Source organism: Pseudomonas sp. TH32, assembly GCF_016650855.1.
Lineage (GTDB): Bacteria > Pseudomonadota > Gammaproteobacteria > Pseudomonadales > Pseudomonadaceae > Aquipseudomonas.
Window position 1 is genome coordinate 2,066,708 of sequence record NZ_JAEKFA010000002.1, and the last position, 17,587, is coordinate 2,084,294.

Sequence of the window (17,587 nt, forward strand, 5' to 3'; positions counted from 1 at the left end):
CGTGGACAGAGCTCATCCGCCCCTGCTCAGCCCGACGATTCGCCGACACTCATGGTTGCTGGGGCTCCTGGCGCTCGTCCTGTTTATCGCGGGCAACTGGAACCAGGCAATCATTGGCTTTGATTCGCGCTTCGTGCTGTTCGCCCAGGAGATGCTGCGCCATGGCCCGGGTTTCTTCCCGACGACCTACGGGCAGCCTTATGCCGACTACCTCGCCACCTCGACACTGCTGACCTGGCTGCTGTCCCTGCCCCTGGGGCAGGTCACCAGCCTGACGGCCTGGCTGCCGACGGCCATTGCGTCGGCGCTGATCGTGGTGTTGGTCTATCGCCTGACGGCGCCCTACTCCCGGCGCTGGGCGCTGCTGAGCATCGCGGTGATGCTGCTCAGCAGCACCTTCATCAGCGAAACCCGCGCAGTGTCCCTCGACCAGATGCTGGCCGCGGTGGCCCTGGCGGTGTTTTACCTGGGGTATGCCCATGATCACTTCGGCGCCGGCAAGCGCTTGCACTGGCTGTTTGCGCTGCTGATCGCAGGGTTCGCGATTCGTGGGCCGATCGGCCTGGTGATTCCCACCGGCATGCTGTGCAGCTACTACCTGATCAATCGCCAATGGCGGCAGCTGTTCAGTTTCGGCCTGTTGGCCCTGGCATTGCTGGCGGCGTGTGTCGGCCTGCTGTTGCTGCTGGCCAAGCTCAGCGGCGGCGAAGGGTTCATGCAGGACGTGATCCGCATGCAGTTCCTCGGCCGCATGGACGGGACTGAAGGCTCCGGCAGCGTGCTGTATTACTTCAGCAGTTCCCTGGGCAACTACGCCCCGGCGTATCCGCTGGCCATACTGGCGCTGATTGCGATCGTTGCCGGTGGTCGCGAAGACCAGGGGCCGGCGCTGAAGCTGGTGCTGTACTGCCTCGCCGCAGGTTTGATCGTGATGATCGGCCTGTCGGTGCCCCAGGCGAAAAAGGCCCGCTATGTACTGCCGATGCTGCCCATGGCGGCGATCATCGCCGCGTATCCGTTCCAGGTTGATCGGGGGCGACTGTTCGCCGGGCTGCGCTGGCTGATGCTGGCGCTTTGGACGGCCATTCCCGGGCTGTTGATCGCCGGCTTGTTCGTGGCGCGTCATCGCTTCCCCGGGGAGATTGGCAGCCTCAACCCGGTGTTCGGGATCCTGATAGCCCTCCAGACGCTGGCACTGGGGTTTCTGTTCAAGACGCGCCTTCGCTACCTGGGCCCGGCCTTCACCGCCGTGCTGGCGGTATGGCTCGCCTATATCGTGATGGTCGAACCCCTGGAGCGCCGGCTGTATGACACGCGCACCTTTACCCTCCAGGCCCAGACGCTCATCCAGCAGGAACGGGCGCCGCTGGTGCTGCACGCGCTGGGCAAGGATGCGAAAGCCATCAAGTTCATGGTCAACCTCGATTGCGACCGGGTGCCGCTGTTTACCCAGTTGACCGCCGAGCTGGCACCGATTCAGGCACCTGCCTGGCTGATCATGAGCCAGGCGGACTTTGAAGGGTTGAGCGATCCACGGTTTCGCTCACTGGTGCCGGTGTTGACCGGGCAGTTCGACAAGAACCCGTATGTGTTGCTGCATTTGGTCAAAAACCCACAGCCTTGATACCTGGCAATGGGATAAGCGGGCAACCCGCTTATCCCGTGTCGGTGCTATCCGTAGTTTAAAACTCCGGTGTATGTAAGAAGCTTCTTTATCCGATAACTTCTGTAAATTTCCAGACAGTAACTATCAAGAAAAATCCTACGCTTCTATCCGTAACCACCGATGCAACTCCCCTTCCCGCTTAAAGTCCCCAACTGTAGACTCGCCTGCCAAGTGAGTTAATTAATTACTACCTTCCCCACTATTTAAAACAGCACCAGAGGCTCGACTCAGGGCCTTCCTGACAATTTTGAAAGAAACCAGCTCAAATCGTTGCTCACCCGGTTATAGAAAGAGTTGCAATAACAATAAACAAGTTTAAACAGCACTTAATCCTGCCGTTTATTTACTCTAGAGGAATGCTCCGTGTCCGACCAACCATTGCCCGCCCTCTCTTCTGCGACAGGTTTTACAACCACTCTTCAAACACCCTCTTCACAGGCAAGCGTTGGCTATGTTCCGGTTCCCAAGCTGGATCGACTGATGGAGCTGCGCGATGCGCTGGTGGTGCTCAAGGGGCCGCTGGCCAACAACCCGTCACTGCGGGAAAACGTGCAGAACCTGCTGATCAACGAAGAAACCAATGACCGGGTGCTGGGCAAGGTCAGCAGCCCCCTGCCACCCCCGACGCGGCTGATACCCTTCGGCTGAGGCGGTTAACTGCAAAAATACTGCACTTGACCTGCATTAATATGCATTGGCGGCAACTTTGCCCGATGGGCACACTGCGCAGGTTCCTCCCCCAAATGCAGGAACTTTTTTGAAGGGCTTTTCCGGGAAACCAGACAGGCCTTTTTTTCGCCCGCTTTTTATGGACCGTCTGTCAATGCTCGCTCGCTGGTTACCCGCTGCCATCAATACCCGCCCCGCCGAATGGAGCCGTGCCGCGATCGGCATGGCCCTGGGCACGCTCTTCAGTGTCTGGGTGTGTGCCCAGGTGTTCGGCATGGAGGTGGCCCTGCACCTCATCGGCCCGCTCGGGGCCTCGGCGGTGCTGCTGTTTGCCGTGTCATCCGGCGCACTGGCCCAACCCTGGTCGATCATCGGCAGCTACCTGTGCGCCGGGGTCGTTGCCTTGCTGGTGGCCCGGGTACTGGGGCGCACCCTGGGCAGCGCCTGCCTGGCCGCCGGGATGACGGTGATCCTGATCTGCTGGCTGCGTTGCCTGCACCCACCGGCGGGTGGGCTGGCCATGAGCCTGGTGCTGGCAGACCCCGCCTCCATCGCCCTGGGTTGGCAGGAAATGGGCGCAGTCATGCTGGGTGCCGCCGTCATGGTGGCGTGCGCCCTGGCCTACAATAATGCGACGCGCACACGTTACCCCAAGGGCGCCAGCGAACCGGCGGCGCCGAGCTTTATGCCGACCGCCATCGAAAACCCCGGTATCAGTGCCGAAGACCTCAAGCAGGCACTGGCCGAGCGCGAGCAGTTCCTGGACGTGACCCCACAGGAACTGGAAGAGCTGATCCAGGCCAGCGAACGGTACGCCCGGCGACGCGCTATCGGGGCGGTTTTCCAACGCTAGGGCCGATGCAGCCCATCGTGCAAAAATGCAAAAACGACCTGCAGGATTCCGACTTGTACTGGGCAAATTTGCACTGGTACGATCGCGAGAGCGTTCGCCCCCGAACATCTTGATAAAGAACAATAAAAGCAGGGAGTTAGAGATGACTGCTCAGGTTTCATCCGAGGCAAGCAGCGCCGGGATTCTGCAAGACCAGGTCCTGGCTGAAGTACGCAACCACATAGGCCACCTGACGCTCAATCGCCCCGCCGGCCTGAATGCCATTACCCTGGACATGGTCCGCAGCCTCAGCCGGCATTTGCAGGCCTGGGCGGACGACCCCCGGGTGCACGCCGTGGTGCTGCGCGGTGCCGGGGAAAAAGCCTTCTGCGCCGGCGGCGACATTCGCTCGCTGTACGACAGCTTCAAGAACGGCGACACCCTTCACGAAGACTTCTTCGTCGAGGAATACGCCCTCGACCTCGCCATCCACCACTACCGCAAACCGGTGCTGGCGCTGATGGACGGCTTTGTCCTCGGCGGCGGCATGGGGCTGGTGCAAGGCGCCGACCTGCGAGTGGTCACCGAACGCAGCCGCCTGGCGATGCCAGAAGTGGCCATCGGTTATTTCCCTGACGTGGGCGGCAGCTATTTCCTGCCGCGTATTCCCGGCGAACTGGGGATCTACCTCGGTGTGACCGGGGTGCAGATTCGCGCGGCCGACGCCCTGTATTGCGGGCTTGCCGACTGGTACCTCGACAGCGCCAAACTCAGCGAGCTCGATCAGCGGCTCGACCGACTGCACTGGCACGACTCGCCGCTCAAGGACCTGCAAGGCCTGCTGGCCGGCCTGGCCGTACAGCAATTGCCCGACGCACCGCTGGCGGCACTGCGCCCGGCCATCGACCACTTTTTTGCCTTGCCGGACGTGCCGAGCATCGTTGAGCAGTTGCAGCAAGTCACCGTTGCCGACAGTCACGACTGGGCGTTGACCACCGTCAGCCTGATGCAGACCCGCTCGCCCCTGGCCATGGCCGTCACCCTGCAGATGCTGCGCCGGGGTCGCCACCTGCCCCTGGAGCAGTGCTTCGCCCTGGAATTGCACCTGGACCGCCAATGGTTCGCCCGTGGCGACCTGATCGAAGGTGTACGCGCCCTGCTGATCGACAAAGACAAAACCCCTCGCTGGAACCCTCCGACCCTCCAGGCGTTGGAGGCTGATCATGTCGAGAGCTTCTTCCGCGACTTCGACAAGAACGGGAACTAAGTCATGCAAGATATTGAATTTACTGAAGAACAGATAATGATCCGCGACATGGCCCGGGACTTTGCCCGAGGCGAAATCGCGCCTCACGCCCAGGCCTGGGAAAAAGCCGGCTGGATCGACGATGCCCTGGTCGCCAAGATGGGCGAACTGGGGTTGCTGGGCATGGTGGTCCCCGAGGAATGGGGCGGCACCTACGTCGACTACGTGGCCTACGCCCTGGCGGTGGAAGAGATCTCCGCCGGCGATGGCGCGACCGGCGCACTGATGAGTATCCATAATTCAGTCGGTTGCGGGCCAATCCTCAACTACGGCTCACAAGCACAAAAGGAAACCTGGCTGGCGGAACTGGCCAGCGGCCAGGCCATCGGCTGCTTCTGCCTGACAGAGCCCCAGGCCGGTTCCGAAGCCCACAACCTGCGCACCCGTGCCGAACTGCGGGACGGCCAGTGGGTGATCAACGGCGCCAAGCAGTTCGTCAGCAACGGCAAGCGCGCCAAGCTGGCGATCGTGTTTGCGGTGACCGACCCGGACCTCGGCAAGAAAGGCATCTCGGCCTTTTTGGTGCCCACCAACACCCCGGGCTTCGTGGTGGACCGTACCGAACACAAGATGGGCATTCGTGCCTCGGACACCTGCGCCGTCACCCTCAACCAATGCAGCGTGCCCGAAGCCAACCTGCTGGGCGAACGCGGCAAAGGCCTGGCCATCGCCCTGTCCAACCTCGAGGGTGGCCGCATCGGGATTGCCGCCCAGGCGCTGGGCATCGCCCGGGCCGCCTTTGAAGCGGCGCTGGCCTATGCCCGTGACCGGGTGCAGTTCGACAAGGCGATCATTGAACACCAGAGCGTGGCCAACCTGCTGGCCGACATGCAGACCCGCCTGAACGCCGCGCGCTTGCTGATCCTGCATGCCGCCAGACTGCGCAGTGCGGGCAAGCCGTGCCTGTCGGAAGCTTCCCAGGCCAAGTTGTTTGCCTCGGAAATGGCCGAGAAGGTGTGCTCCTCAGCGATGCAGATTCATGGGGGGTATGGCTATCTGGAGGATTACCCGGTGGAGCGTTACTACCGGGATGCGCGAATTACCCAGATTTACGAGGGCACCAGCGAGATTCAGCGGATGGTGATTGCTCGAGAGCTTAAGAACTATCAGCTGTAACCAGTTGATTTAAATTGAAACAGTGGGAGCCATCAGGCTCCCACCTTGGCCTTACTTATCCTTGAACTCCGGCGCACGCTTGGCCACAAACGCCGCCATGCCTTCCTTCTGATCCAGTGTGGCAAATGCTGCATGGAACACCCGGCGCTCAAAGCGCACACCTTCAGACAGGCTCACTTCAAACGCACGGTTGACGCTTTCCTTGACCATCATGCTGATGGGCACCGACTTGCTGGCAATCAGGGTCGCAACCTTCAGCGCCTCATCCAGCAACTCATCCGCCGGCACGATCCGCGCGACAATCCCGCAACGCTCCGCTTCCACCGCATCGATAAACCGGCCGGTCAGGCACATTTCCATGGCCTTGGCCTTGCCCACGGCGCGGGTCAGGCGCTGGGTGCCGCCCATGCCCGGCAGTACGCCGAGATTGATTTCCGGCTGGCCGAACTTGGCGTTGTCACCGGCCAGGATGAAGTCGCACATCAAAGCCAGCTCACACCCGCCGCCCAGGGCAAAACCGTTGACCGCCGCAATGATCGGCTTGCGGCGGTTGGCCACGCGGTCGCTGTCGCTGAACAGGTCGTCCAGGTAGATCTGCGGGTAAGTCAGCTCGGCCATTTCCTTGATGTCGGCGCCGGCGGCAAAGGCTTTTTCGAGCCGGTGAGCACGATGCAGCCGATTTCCGGATTGGCTTCCAGGCTGTCCAGCGCCTGGTTCAACTCGCTGACCAGTTGAGCATTCAAGGCGTTCAGCGCTTGCGGGCGATTGAGGGTGATCAGCCCGACACGGCCCTGGACGTCCAGCAAAATGGTTTCGTAACTCATAGATGCTCCTCAGAGATTGCGTGAAATGACCATGCGTTGAATATCGCTGGTGCCTTCGTAAATCTGGCAGACCCGCACATCGCGGTAGATCCGTTCCAGTGGAAAGTCGCTCAGGTAACCGTAACCGCCAAGGGTTTGCAAGGCCGCCGAACAGACCTTTTCGGCCATTTCCGACGCAAACAGCTTGGCCATTGAGGCTTCCACCAGCGCCGGCTTGCCGCTGTCACGCAGCGCGGCGGCGTAATGCACCATCTGCCGGGCGACGGCGATTTGCGTGGCCATGTCCGCCAGGCGGAACGCCACGGCCTGGTGCTCGATGATCGGCTTGCCAAAGCTTTCCCGCTCACGGGCGTAATCCCGGGCCGCTTCAAACGCCGCTCGCGCCATGCCCACCGCTTGCGAGGCAATGCCGACGCGCCCGCCTTCAAGGTTGGCCAGGGCGATTCGGTAGCCTTCACCCTCCTCGCCCAAACGATTGCCGACCGGCACTTTCACGTCCTCAAACAGGATCTGGCAGGTGTCGGAAGCGTGCTGGCCGAGCTTGTCCTCGACCCGCGCCACGCTGTAGCCCGGCGAGTCGGTGGGCACGATAAACGCGCTGATGCCCCGCTTGCCGGCGGCCGGATCGGTGACCGCAAACACGATCACGATCCCGGCGTTTTGGCCGGAGGTGATGAACTGCTTGCAGCCATTCAACACGTAGTGATCGCCTTCCAGCCGGGCCCGGGTTTTCAGGCCGCTGGCGTCGGAGCCGGCCTGGGGTTCGGTCAAGGCAAACGCGCCGAGCATCGCGCCGCTGGCCAGGGGCTTGAGGAACTGCTCTCGCTGTTGATCATTGCCGAACTTGAGGATCGGCACACAGCCCACCGAATTGTGCACGCTCATGATGGTCGAGCAGGCGCCGTCGCCGGCGGCGATTTCTTCCAGGGCCATCGCATAGGCCAGGTAGCCGGTGTCGCAACCGCCCCATTCTTCCGGGACCAGCATGCCGAAAAAGCCCAGTTCGGCCATTTCGCCGACGGCCTCTGTGGGAAAGCGATGCTCGCGGTCCCACTCGGCGGCGAACGGTTTGAGCCGTTCCTGGGCAAATTGCCGGGCAGCCTCGCTGATTTGCAGTTGTTCGTCATTCGGGAGCATAGGTGTTCCTTAGTACAGGCATTCAACGGCCATGGCCGTGGCTTCACCGCCGCCGATGCAGATGGCTGCGACGCCGCGCTTGAGGCCTTTCTGGCGCAGGGCCGAGAGCAGGGTCACCAGGATCCGTGCGCCGGACGCACCGATCGGATGCCCCAGGGCACAGGCGCCGCCGTGGATGTTGACCTTGCTGTGGGGGATTTCCAGCTTGCTCATGGTCACCAGGCTGACCACAGCGAAGGCTTCGTTGATTTCAAACAGGTCGACCTCGTCGAGGTTCCAGCCGGTCTTGGTCATCAGCTTGCGGATCGCCCCCACCGGCGCGACCGGGAACAGGCCTGGCTCGTCGGCAAAGGCTGCGTGGCCATGGATCACCGCCAACGGCTTGAGCCCACGTTTTTGCGCTTCAGACTCACGCATCAGCAGCAGCGCCGCTGCACCGTCGGAGATCGAGCTGGAGTTGGCGGCCGTCACCGTGCCGCCTTCGCGGAAGGCTGGTTTCAAGGTGGCGATCTTGTCCAGTTTGGCTTTGGGCGGCTGTTCATCGTGGGTGATGGTTTTCTGCTCCTTGCCCACGGTGACCTGTACCGGAACGATTTCGGCGATGAAGTTGCCGTCGGTGATCGCCTGTTGCGCACGGGTCAGGGACGCTATGGCAAACGCGTCCTGGGCCTCGCGGGAAAAGCCGTTGTGCTCGGCGCAGTCCTCGGCAAAGGTGCCCATCAGGCGGCCTTTGTCATAGGCGTCTTCGAGGCCGTCGAGGAACATGTGGTCGAGCACCCGGCCGTGGCCCATGCGGTAACCGCTGCGGGCGCGGTCCAGCAGGTACGGCGCGTTGGACATGCTCTCCATGCCACCGGCGATGACCACGTCCACACTGCCCGCCAGCAATGAGTCATGGGCCAGGATGGTGGCTTCCATGCCTGAGCCGCACATCTTGTTGAGGGTGGTGCAGCGGGTGGATTTGTCCAGGCCGGCGCCGAGGGCCGCCTGGCGCGCAGGGGCCTGGCCGAGGCCGGCGGGCAGCACACAGCCGAACAACACCTCATCCACGGCGTCGCTGGCAATACCGGCCCGTTCGACCGCCGAGCGAATCGCCGCAGCGCCCAATTGCGGGGCAGTCAGGCCTTTGAGGTCGCCCTGGAACCCGCCCATCGGGGTACGTACCGCGCTGACAATAACGATTGGATCAGTCATGAAAAATCTCCTTATTTGGCCGCCATGCGCAAGGCACCGTCGAGACGGATCACCTCGCCGTTGAGCATGCTGTTTTCAATGATATGCCGCACCAGCGCGGCGTACTCGCCTGGCTTGCCCAGGCGTGGCGGGAACGGCACACCGGCGGCCAGGGACTCGCGCACTTGCGGGGTCATGCCAGCCATCATCGGGGTTTCGAAAATGCCGGGGGCGATGGTCATCACCCGAATCCCGTAGCGCGCCAGTTCGCGGGCCGCCGGCAGGGTCAGGCTGGCAATCGCGCCCTTGGAGGCGGCATACGCCGCCTGGCCAATCTGGCCGTCAAAGGCCGCCACCGAGGCGGTGTTGATGATCACGCCGCGCTCGCCATCGGCATTCGCCTCGGTTTCAGCGATGGCGGCTGCGGCCAGGCGCAACAGGTTGAAACTGCCGATCAGGTTGACGTTGATCACCTGGGCAAAGTTGGCCAACGCGTGTGGGCCATTTTTGCCGAGGATTTTCTCGCCACGCACCACCCCGGCGCAGTTGACCAGCCCGTGCAACCCACCAAACGCAGCAACGGTGGCCTGCACCGCAGCCTCGGCAGCGGCTTCCTGGCTGATATCCGCGACCACGCTGCGCGCCTGCTCACCGAGTTTTTGCGCCTGGGCGGCGACGGCGTCGGCGTTCAGGTCCACCAGCATCACCTTGGCACCGGCCGCTACCAACATCTCGGCGGTTGCCGCGCCGAGGCCTGAAGCGCCGCCGCTGACCAGAAAAACCTTGTTCTCAATCTGCATCATTGTTTCCTTGAAGAGGGATTACGCCGTAGCCGCCTGGGCCTTGGCGATTTCCTGATTACGCAAAATGAAGCGTTGCAGCTTGCCGCTCGGGGTCTTGGGCAGCTCGCTGACAAATTCGATTTCCCGTGGGTACGAGTGGGCCGCCAGGCGCTTGCGCACGTGCTGGCGCAGCTCTTCGGCCAGGGCCGGCTCGGCGCGGTACTGCTCGCTGAGCACTACAAAGGCTTTGACGATCTCGGTGCGTTCCGGGCAGGGCTTGCCCACCACCGCCGCTTCCACCACCGCCGGGTGCTCGATCAGGGCACTTTCCACATCGAACGGACCGACCCGGTAGCCGGAGGTGGTGATCACATCGTCACTGCGCCCCACGAAGCTGATACTGCCGTCGGGGTTCAGCTCCACCGTGTCGCCGCTGAGGTAGTACTTGCCGACGAAAGCCTTCGTCTTGACCCCGTCGTAGCCGGCGAACCAGCACATTGGCGATTGCTCGCGGTCGATGGCGAGAATGCCCGGCTGGCCGGCGGGCAGTTCCTGATGGTCGTCGTCCAGCACCACGATGCGATGCCCCGGCGAGGCAAAACCGGCAGAACCGACATGCACCGGGTGCTCCAGGCCGTGGTGATTGCACAGCACCATGCCCAGTTCGGTCTGGCCGTAGTGGTCGTGGATGGTCACGCCGAGGTTGTCGGCGAACCAGCGAATCACCTCCGGGTTCAACGGCTCGCCGGCGCTGCTGACAATGCGCAGCTTGCCCTTGATCGACTGGGCGAACTGCTCGCCGCCAGCAATCAGCAGGCGGTAGGCCGTCGGCGATCCGGTGAGGTTGGTGATCCCGTATTTGTTGATGACGCGGCAGGTGCTTTCGAGGGTGAACGGGCCGTCGTAGAAGGTGATCGGGTGGCCCATGGACAACGGGCCGGTGACGCCGAAATAGATGCCGTAGGCCCAGCCCGGATCGGCGACGTTCCAGAACGCGTCCTCGGGGCGCAGGTCCACGGCATCGCGGGTGTAGCTCTGGAACGCGACGATCGCCTTGAGCGGGACGGCCAGGGCTTTCGACGGGCCGGTGGTGCCGGAGGTGAACATCAGCAGGAATGGGTCTTCGGCGCCCAGCAGTACCGGCTCGCAGGCATTGGAATAGTTGGGCAACTCGGCCCAGAAGCTGAAATCGCCACGCACGATGCCTTCGCCGTTGGGGCCGGAGACGGTGACGATGGTTGGGCAGTCGGCCACTTCATTGAGCTTGGGACGGTTGACGGCGTCAGTCACCACCAACGCTGCGCCGGAGCTGTTCAGGCGGTGTTCGATGGCTTTGGGGCCGAAGGCGGTGAACAGGGGCTGATAGACCGCGCCGATGCGCCAGGTGGCGAGTACCACCACCAGCAACTCGGCGGTGCGTGGCAGGAGGCCCGCTACCTTGTCACCGCGTTTGACGCCCTGGGCCAGGAGGAAGTTGGCGAAGCGTGCGGCCTGGTCTTGCAGTTGGGTGAAGGTGGACGTGGCGCTGCGGCCGTCCTTGCCCTCCCAGAACAGTGCGATGCGGCCGGGCAATGCGTGGCGGTCGCAGCATTCGACGCAGGCGTTGAGCGCCTGCAAGTTGCCCGACAGGGCGGCGTCGACGGTGTGTTGGTAGTTGAACTGGGTGGTGGCAGCCGAGTAATCACGCATCGCTTCAAATCCCTGTGTGTTTTTATTTTCAGGATGGGTACGTAGACCGGTGAAATAGTCGCTCTAGAGCGGTGGGCGGGCAATGGTCAAAGCTTTCAACTTGGTTGACTGGTTTGGCCAAGGGGGCTGCGCTTTTTGGGGGTATATCCGTTGCTGCGGTAACGGCCGCTTATGGTTCCGCTCTTACAGCGGCTCACTTTTGAACAGCGCAAAAGTAAGCAAAACGCTCTTGCCCCACCACTCGGCACCTCGCTCAGGCTCGGTGTGCCCTCTCTCCGGTACTACTCCGCGGGCCGCCGCGACGGGGCGTCCCTGCCCCGTCGCGGCTAAACCGGCGTCCTGCCGGTTTACCCGCTCCGTACTACCTGCGTTCGGCCAGCGTGGTTTAACGGGGCGCCCAAGATCAAGATCAAAAGCAGATCAACAGCACAGCGGCCTACAGGCCGGCTTGAGTGGTAGAAGCAAATCAAAATCTAAAGCGAGCACGATCCCTGTAGGAGCTGGCTTGCCGGCGATGGTCGTTAACGATGACGTTGGCGTCCTGATTCAACGCGGCGACCTCAGGTTTTTCGCCGGCAAGCCGGCCCCTACAGAAAAGCAGCTTTGCTTTCGCTTTGGCTTTTGCTCTGGCTTCTACCACTCAAGCCGGCCTGTAGGCCGCTGTGCTCTTGCTTTTGATTTTGATCTGGCTCTGACTGCCCCAATAAGCCCGAGGCCGAACGCAGGTGGTGCGGAGCGGGTAAACCGGCAGGACGCCGGTTTAGCCGCGCTGGGCCAAGGATGGCCCATCGCGGCGGCCCGCGGAGCAGCGCCGGAGTGAGGGAACACCGAGCCTAGGCGAGGTGCCGACAGGCGGGGCAGAGCCCTTTGCTTACTTTGGGGCTTTTCCAAAGTGAGTCGCTGTAAGAGCGAAACCATAAGTAGCCGTTACCCAAATAACGGATATGTACACCAAAAGCCCCCGGGCGATAGACCCCACCAATCACCCAGTCAGCCCAAGCGATTGGACGCTCTACCCCCAAGCTTCTAAGCTTGAGGCCTGCGCCACCCAAGAAGCCCACCCATGATCGTCCGCCCCAAACCCAACCTGCTCGGCATCCTGTTCTCCCTCAAGGGCTCAATCGCCAAGCGCATCGCCCTGCGCAGCCTGCTGGTCACCTTGCTGGCCTCAGTCATCGTGCTGGTAGAAACCCTGCACCCGGCCTACTTCTCGAAGGTCAACGCCACCCCCTTCACTTTGCTGGGCCTGTCGCTGTCAATCTTCATGAGCTTTCGCAACAACGCCTGCTACGACCGCTGGTGGGAAGGCCGCAAACAACTGGGCCAGATGATCATTGAAGTACGCTCGCTGATCCGCGAAACCCAAATTTTCACCACCGCCGAACGCGAAAGCATGCTCCGCAGCCTGTGCGGCTTTGCCCATGGCCTGGTCGCCCGCCTGCGCCTGGAAGACGAAGCCCGGGCGATCCAGCCGTGGGTCAGCGTCGAGGCCAGCCACCCGAACCTGCCCGACCGCATCCTGCAAGACCTCGGCGCACGCTGCTCAAAACTGGCCGAACAAGGCCACATCACCGAATGGCGCTACACCCAACTGGAAACCCGGCTGTACGGCCTCAGCCAGGTCCAGGCCTCCTGCGAGCGGATCAAGCACACGCCGCTGCCCTTCCCTTACACCTTGCTGCTGCACCGCACCATCTACCTGTTCTGCATTCTGCTGCCCTTCGCCATGGCCGAGCCGCTGGGCTGGCTGACGCCGGTCTTTACCGCGATCGTCAGCTACACCTTCTTCGGCCTGGACGAAATCGGCGACGACCTCGAAGACCCGTTCGGCTTCGACGAAAACGACTTGCCCTGTAACGCCATCGTCCGCACCCTGGAACGCGAGATTCTCGCCGCCCTCGGCGAAACCGAGTTGCCGCCGGCCCTTGAACCGATTGAATTCGTGCTGACGTGATGCGGGTTTGACAGTCGCGATGACCTGACCGAAGCTGATGGCTTTGCACTAGCTCCCCAGCTTTCGGACGCCTGCATGTCAAAGTCACGCCGTTACTCCATCATCGGCCTGTGCGCCCTGTTGTTTATCGCCGCAATCACCTGGTATTTCACCCGTACACCCCCGGTGGTCGTGCCCCCGGCCATCGCCCACGGTTACGCCAAGGCCTTGAAACAGGCACATAACGGCGAACCCGGCGCCGCCCGCGTGCTGTATCAGCAGCTGGGTCGCCCGGACCTGTCCGACGTGCGCCGCGCCGCCTTGCATGCCGAATTGCCCAATTACCCCAGCCCCCAGGCCCTGAAGCTGGCGGACAAGGACCTGGCCAACGACGCGCCAATGGTGCGCGAGGCGGCGATCCACAGCATCGTCGGCCTGGTGCCCAGCGGCCAGCGCACGCTGTTGCTCGGCCCGCTGCTGGATGACCCGGAACAAAGCGTTCGGTTTGCTGCGGCCAATGCCCTGTTGGGGCTGTCCCCCGACACCCTGGGGCTGTACTTCGGCCCATTGCAGCAAGTGCTCGACGAATACGTGAAGTTGCTCAAGGGCCAGCCCGAAAGCCCCGAAGGCTGGATTCAACTGGCGCGCCTGTACATTCACAGCGCGCTGCTGCCCGATGCACAAAACGCCCTGGAACAGGCGATGCGCCTGCAACCGGACAATCTGCAGGCGGTGGTCGCACAAATCGAATTGCTGGATAAACAGGGCAAGGTCGACGAGTCCCGCCAGCTCCTGGCCAGGCAGCTGCAGGCCCATCCCGATTCGGCTTACCTGCAACATGCCTTGGGCATGTGGCTGCTGCACCACGGGGAGCGCCCTTTTGCCCTGCTCAGCCTGTCCCGGGCGGTGGAGCTGGAACCGAACAATCAGGACTACCGCTACGACCTGGCCACCACCCTGCACGCCCAGCAGGAAGTGGAAGCCGCCCAGCGCCAACTGGAAGAAATCGTCCAGCGCAACCCGGCCAATCGCAAGGCGCGGGTATTGCTGGTCAACTACTGGAAAGAAACCGGCCAGTTGCAGAACGTCCAGGTCTTGCTGGCGCAGCTTGAACAGCAGAACCCGGACGACCCGGCGCTGCAACAAGGCCTGTAAACGCTGTAATTGATACAAAACGTTGAACCGCTACACGGCGCCACGGTCAAGTAAATATGGCGCGCCCCAGCGGGTGCTGCCCCCTACTGATACGTGACCCGAGGGCACTTCTTGTCTACATCCAAAGAGCTGTTCACAGCAAAGGCGGCCACCGGTATTGAAGGTCTGGACGACATTCTTGCCGGGGGGCTTTCACGCAGCCACCTGTTCCTGCTCGAAGGTGAACCAGGCACCGGTAAAACGACGGTAGCCCTGCACTTCCTCCAGGCAGGCGCCCGCAATGGCGAACGTTCGCTCTACATCACCCTGTCGGAAACCGAACGCGAGTTGCGCCAGGGTGCCAAGTCCCACGGGTGGGACCTGGACGAACACATTCATATCTTCGAGCTCACGCCGCCGGAAAGCCTGCTGAATGCCGAGCACCAGCAGAGCCTGCTGTACTCCTCGGACCTTGAGCTGGGTGAAGCCACCCGGCAGATTTTCGAAGTGGTGGAACGGGTCAAACCCACCCGCGTGGTCATCGACAGCCTTTCGGAAATCCGCTTGCTGGCCCAAAGCTCCCTGCGCTATCGCCGGCAAATCCTCGCGATCAAGCATTACTTCGTGCGCTACGACGCCACGGTGTTGCTGCTGGACGACCTGACCACCGAGTCCCTCGACAAAACCGTACACAGCGTGGCCCACGGCGTGATTCGCCTGGAAGAACTGACCCCCAACTACGGCGCCGAACGCCGGCGCGTGCGGATAGTGAAATACCGTGGCCAGAAGTACCGCGGCGGCTTTCACGACTTCACCATCATGGAAGACGGCGTGCATGTATTCCCGCGCCTGGTGGCAGCCGAGCACCGTGGCGGCTATAACCGTCAAACCTTGACCAGCGGCATCGGCGAGATGGATGCCTTGTTGGGCGGCGGGATCGAAACCGGTTCCAGCACCTTGATCCTGGGCCCGGCCGGTACCGGCAAATCGCTGATCTCGATGATCTTCGCCGCCGCTGCCGTCGCCCGGGGCGAGAAAGCCGCGCTGTTCATTTTTGATGAAGAGTTGGGGCTGCTGTTCGAGCGCATGAAGAACATGGGCATCGACCTGGAAGCCCTGCAAGGCACCGGCAACCTGCTGATCGAGCAAGTCGATGCCGCCGAACTGTCCCCCGGCGAATTCTCCCACCGGGTGCGCCGCTGCGTGGATGAACGCGGGATCAAGACGGTGGTGATCGACAGCGTCAACGGCTACCAGGCGGCGATGCCGGAAGAAAACGCGCTGATCCTGCACATGCACGAACTGCTGCTGTACCTCAACCGTCGTGGCGCCGCGACCTTCATGACCGTGGCCCAGCACGGGCTGGTGGGCGACATGCAGGCGCCGGTGGACATCACCTACCTGGCCGACACCGTGATCCTGCTGCGTTACTTCGAAGCCCTCGGCAAAGTCCGCCGGGCCATCTCGATCATCAAGAAACGTACGGGCAGCCACGAATCGACGATTCGCGAATACCGCATCGGCGGCCGAGGCATGACCATCGGCGAACCCCTCGACGCGTTCCAGGGTGTGTTGCGTGGCGTCCCCACCTACATGGGCACCGATAACCCGCTGCTCAAGGAAGAAGGTTCGTGAGTGGCGCACCCGCCATCTCCGAGCGGGCAATCATCCTGGCGCCACTGGGCCGCGACAGCACTCTGGCGCTGATGATGCTCAACGAGGCGGGCTTCAGCGGCATCGTCGCCGGCCACCTGCAGATGCTCTGCGACGAACTGGAACAGGGCGCCGGGTTGCTGATCGTCGCGGCCGAGGCCATGCACGGCATCGACCTGGAACCGCTGCTGACTCATTTGCAGCATCAGCCGGCATGGTCGGACTTGCCCATCGTGCTGATGACCCATCATGGCGGCAGCGAACAGAACGGCTCATCGCGCTTGAGTACGCTGCTGGGCAACGTCACCTTCCTGGAACGGCCGTTCCATCCGGTGACCCTGATCAGCCTCGTGACCACGGCGCTGCGTGGTCGCCGGCGGCAATACGAAGCCCGAGACCGTCTGATCGACCTGAGCCAGAGCGAACAACGTCTGCAAAGTACGCTGGAAACCCTCGAACAGCAGGTGGAAGAACGCACCGCACAGCTACGCAATAACGAAGAAGCGCTGCGCCAGTCACAGAAAATGGAAGCTGTGGGCCAATTGACCGGCGGTATTGCCCATGACTTCAACAACATGCTCACCGGCATCATCGGCAGCCTTGAGTTGCTGCGACGACGGGTGGCCCGAGGGCGCATCGACGACCTCGACAGCCTGATCGACTTGGGCGTGACCTCGGCCAACCGCGCCGCCGCCCTCACCCACCGCCTGCTCGCGTTCTCCCGGCGCCAGTCACTGGATTCAAAACCGGTGCAGATCAACCAACTGGTGGCCTCCATGGGCGAGCTGCTGCAACGCAGCCTCAACGAGAGCATTGCGCTGGACATAAGGCTGAGCGAGCAGCTGTGGACCGCCGAGGTCGACCCCAATCAACTCGAAAGCGCCCTGCTCAACCTCGCGATCAATGCCCGGGACGCCATGCCCAGTGGCGGCCAACTGGTAGTGGAAACCACCAATCGTCACCTCGACAACGTGTTTACGGCGGCCTACGGCACCCTCACTCCCGGTGACTACGTGGAGCTGAGCGTCAGCGACACCGGCTGCGGCATGCCCGAAAGCGTGATCAGCCGCGCCTTTGACCCGTTCTTCACCACCAAGCCGATTGGCCAGGGCACGGGCCTGGGGCTGTCGATGATTTATGGCTTTGCCCGCCAGTCCCATGGCCACGTGACGATTCACAGCGTGGTCGGCGAAGGCACCACCGTCAGCCTGTTCCTGCCGCGTTTCGTGGGCGAAATAATCGCTGATGAAACGCCCAATCCCGCCTTGCTGCCCTTCGCCAATGCGGGCGAAACCGTGCTGATCGTCGAAGACGACCCGGCCGTTCGGGTGCTGGTCAGCGCCGTGTTGAGTGAGTTGGGCTATGCGTTTGTGGAAGCCGGTGACGCCGACAGCGCCATGCCGATCATCGAGTCCAGCCAGCGGATTGACCTGTTGATCAGTGACGTTGGCCTGCCCGGCATGAATGGCCGGCAACTCGCGGAAATCGGCCGCCAGGTGCGCCCGGACTTGAAGGTGCTGTTTATCACCGGCTATGCGGAGCATGCGGCCGTGCGTGGGGGTTTTCTGGACCCCGGCATGCAGATGATCACCAAGCCGTTCACCTTTGATTTGTTGACGGCCAAGGTGCGGGAGATGATCAGGGAGTGAAGTAGGCACAGCAAAACCCGGCAA

13 protein-coding genes and 1 pseudogene are annotated in these 17,587 nt (G+C 62.4%); 9 read left to right on the forward strand and 5 right to left on the reverse strand.

Annotated elements, in window-relative coordinates:
• Position 1 precedes the first annotated feature (1 nt).
• From JFV30_RS13000 to JFV30_RS13020, 5 genes are all read left to right on the forward strand, one after another.
• Entirely contained in the window at positions 2 to 1,624 is a 1,623-nt protein-coding gene (locus JFV30_RS13000) for a phospholipid carrier-dependent glycosyltransferase (protein ID WP_201124158.1), read from the forward strand.
• 510 nt (positions 1,625 to 2,134) lie between these two features.
• On the forward strand, positions 2,135 to 2,314 hold the full coding sequence (locus JFV30_RS13005) for a type VI secretion system contractile sheath small subunit (RefSeq protein WP_272903156.1): 180 nt from the start codon (positions 2,135 to 2,137) through the stop codon (positions 2,312 to 2,314).
• Positions 2,315 to 2,489: 175 nt separating this feature from the next.
• Complete coding sequence (locus tag JFV30_RS13010) at positions 2,490 to 3,188, forward strand: HPP family protein (RefSeq protein WP_201124159.1); 699 nt, start codon at positions 2,490 to 2,492, stop codon at positions 3,186 to 3,188.
• 142 nt (positions 3,189 to 3,330) lie between these two features.
• On the forward strand, positions 3,331 to 4,434 hold the full coding sequence (locus tag JFV30_RS13015) for an enoyl-CoA hydratase/isomerase family protein (RefSeq protein ID WP_201124162.1): 1,104 nt from the start codon (positions 3,331 to 3,333) through the stop codon (positions 4,432 to 4,434).
• 3 nt (positions 4,435 to 4,437) lie between these two features.
• On the forward strand, positions 4,438 to 5,589 hold the full coding sequence (locus JFV30_RS13020; protein WP_201124164.1) for an acyl-CoA dehydrogenase family protein: 1,152 nt from the start codon (positions 4,438 to 4,440) through the stop codon (positions 5,587 to 5,589).
• Between the two features lie 51 nt (positions 5,590 to 5,640).
• Here JFV30_RS13020 and JFV30_RS13025 read toward each other — a convergent pair.
• From JFV30_RS13025 to JFV30_RS13045, 5 genes and pseudogenes are all read right to left on the reverse strand, one after another.
• Positions 5,641 to 6,413, reverse strand: a pseudogene (locus JFV30_RS13025) (enoyl-CoA hydratase).
• Between the two features lie 9 nt (positions 6,414 to 6,422).
• Positions 6,423 to 7,550: an acyl-CoA dehydrogenase gene (locus tag JFV30_RS13030; RefSeq protein ID WP_201124166.1), complete on the reverse strand. Its 1,128-nt coding sequence runs from the start codon at positions 7,548 to 7,550 to the stop codon at positions 6,423 to 6,425.
• 9 nt (positions 7,551 to 7,559) lie between these two features.
• Positions 7,560 to 8,744, reverse strand: a complete 1,185-nt coding sequence (locus JFV30_RS13035) for an acetyl-CoA C-acyltransferase (RefSeq protein WP_169388519.1) — start codon at positions 8,742 to 8,744, stop codon at positions 7,560 to 7,562.
• 11 nt (positions 8,745 to 8,755) lie between these two features.
• Complete coding sequence (locus JFV30_RS13040) at positions 8,756 to 9,523, reverse strand: SDR family NAD(P)-dependent oxidoreductase (protein ID WP_169388520.1); 768 nt, start codon at positions 9,521 to 9,523, stop codon at positions 8,756 to 8,758.
• A gap of 21 nt (positions 9,524 to 9,544) precedes the next feature.
• Positions 9,545 to 11,194, reverse strand: a complete 1,650-nt coding sequence (locus tag JFV30_RS13045; RefSeq protein WP_201124168.1) for an AMP-binding protein — start codon at positions 11,192 to 11,194, stop codon at positions 9,545 to 9,547.
• A gap of 1,063 nt (positions 11,195 to 12,257) precedes the next feature.
• Here JFV30_RS13045 and JFV30_RS13050 point away from each other — a divergent pair.
• The 4 genes from JFV30_RS13050 to JFV30_RS13065 all read left to right on the forward strand — a co-directional run bounded on the left by JFV30_RS13050 (position 12,258) and on the right by JFV30_RS13065 (position 17,563).
• On the forward strand, positions 12,258 to 13,148 hold the full coding sequence (locus tag JFV30_RS13050; protein ID WP_201124170.1) for a bestrophin family protein: 891 nt from the start codon (positions 12,258 to 12,260) through the stop codon (positions 13,146 to 13,148).
• 75 nt (positions 13,149 to 13,223) lie between these two features.
• Positions 13,224 to 14,282 (forward strand): tetratricopeptide repeat protein, encoded by a 1,059-nt coding sequence (locus JFV30_RS13055; RefSeq protein ID WP_201124172.1) that lies wholly within the window; start codon positions 13,224 to 13,226, stop codon positions 14,280 to 14,282.
• A gap of 111 nt (positions 14,283 to 14,393) precedes the next feature.
• Entirely contained in the window at positions 14,394 to 15,896 is a 1,503-nt protein-coding gene (locus JFV30_RS13060; RefSeq protein WP_201124174.1) for an ATPase domain-containing protein, read from the forward strand.
• Entirely contained in the window at positions 15,893 to 17,563 is a 1,671-nt protein-coding gene (locus JFV30_RS13065) for a response regulator (RefSeq protein WP_201124176.1), read from the forward strand. Before JFV30_RS13060 ends, JFV30_RS13065 begins: the two co-directional genes overlap by 4 nt.
• Positions 17,564 to 17,587 lie beyond the last annotated feature (24 nt).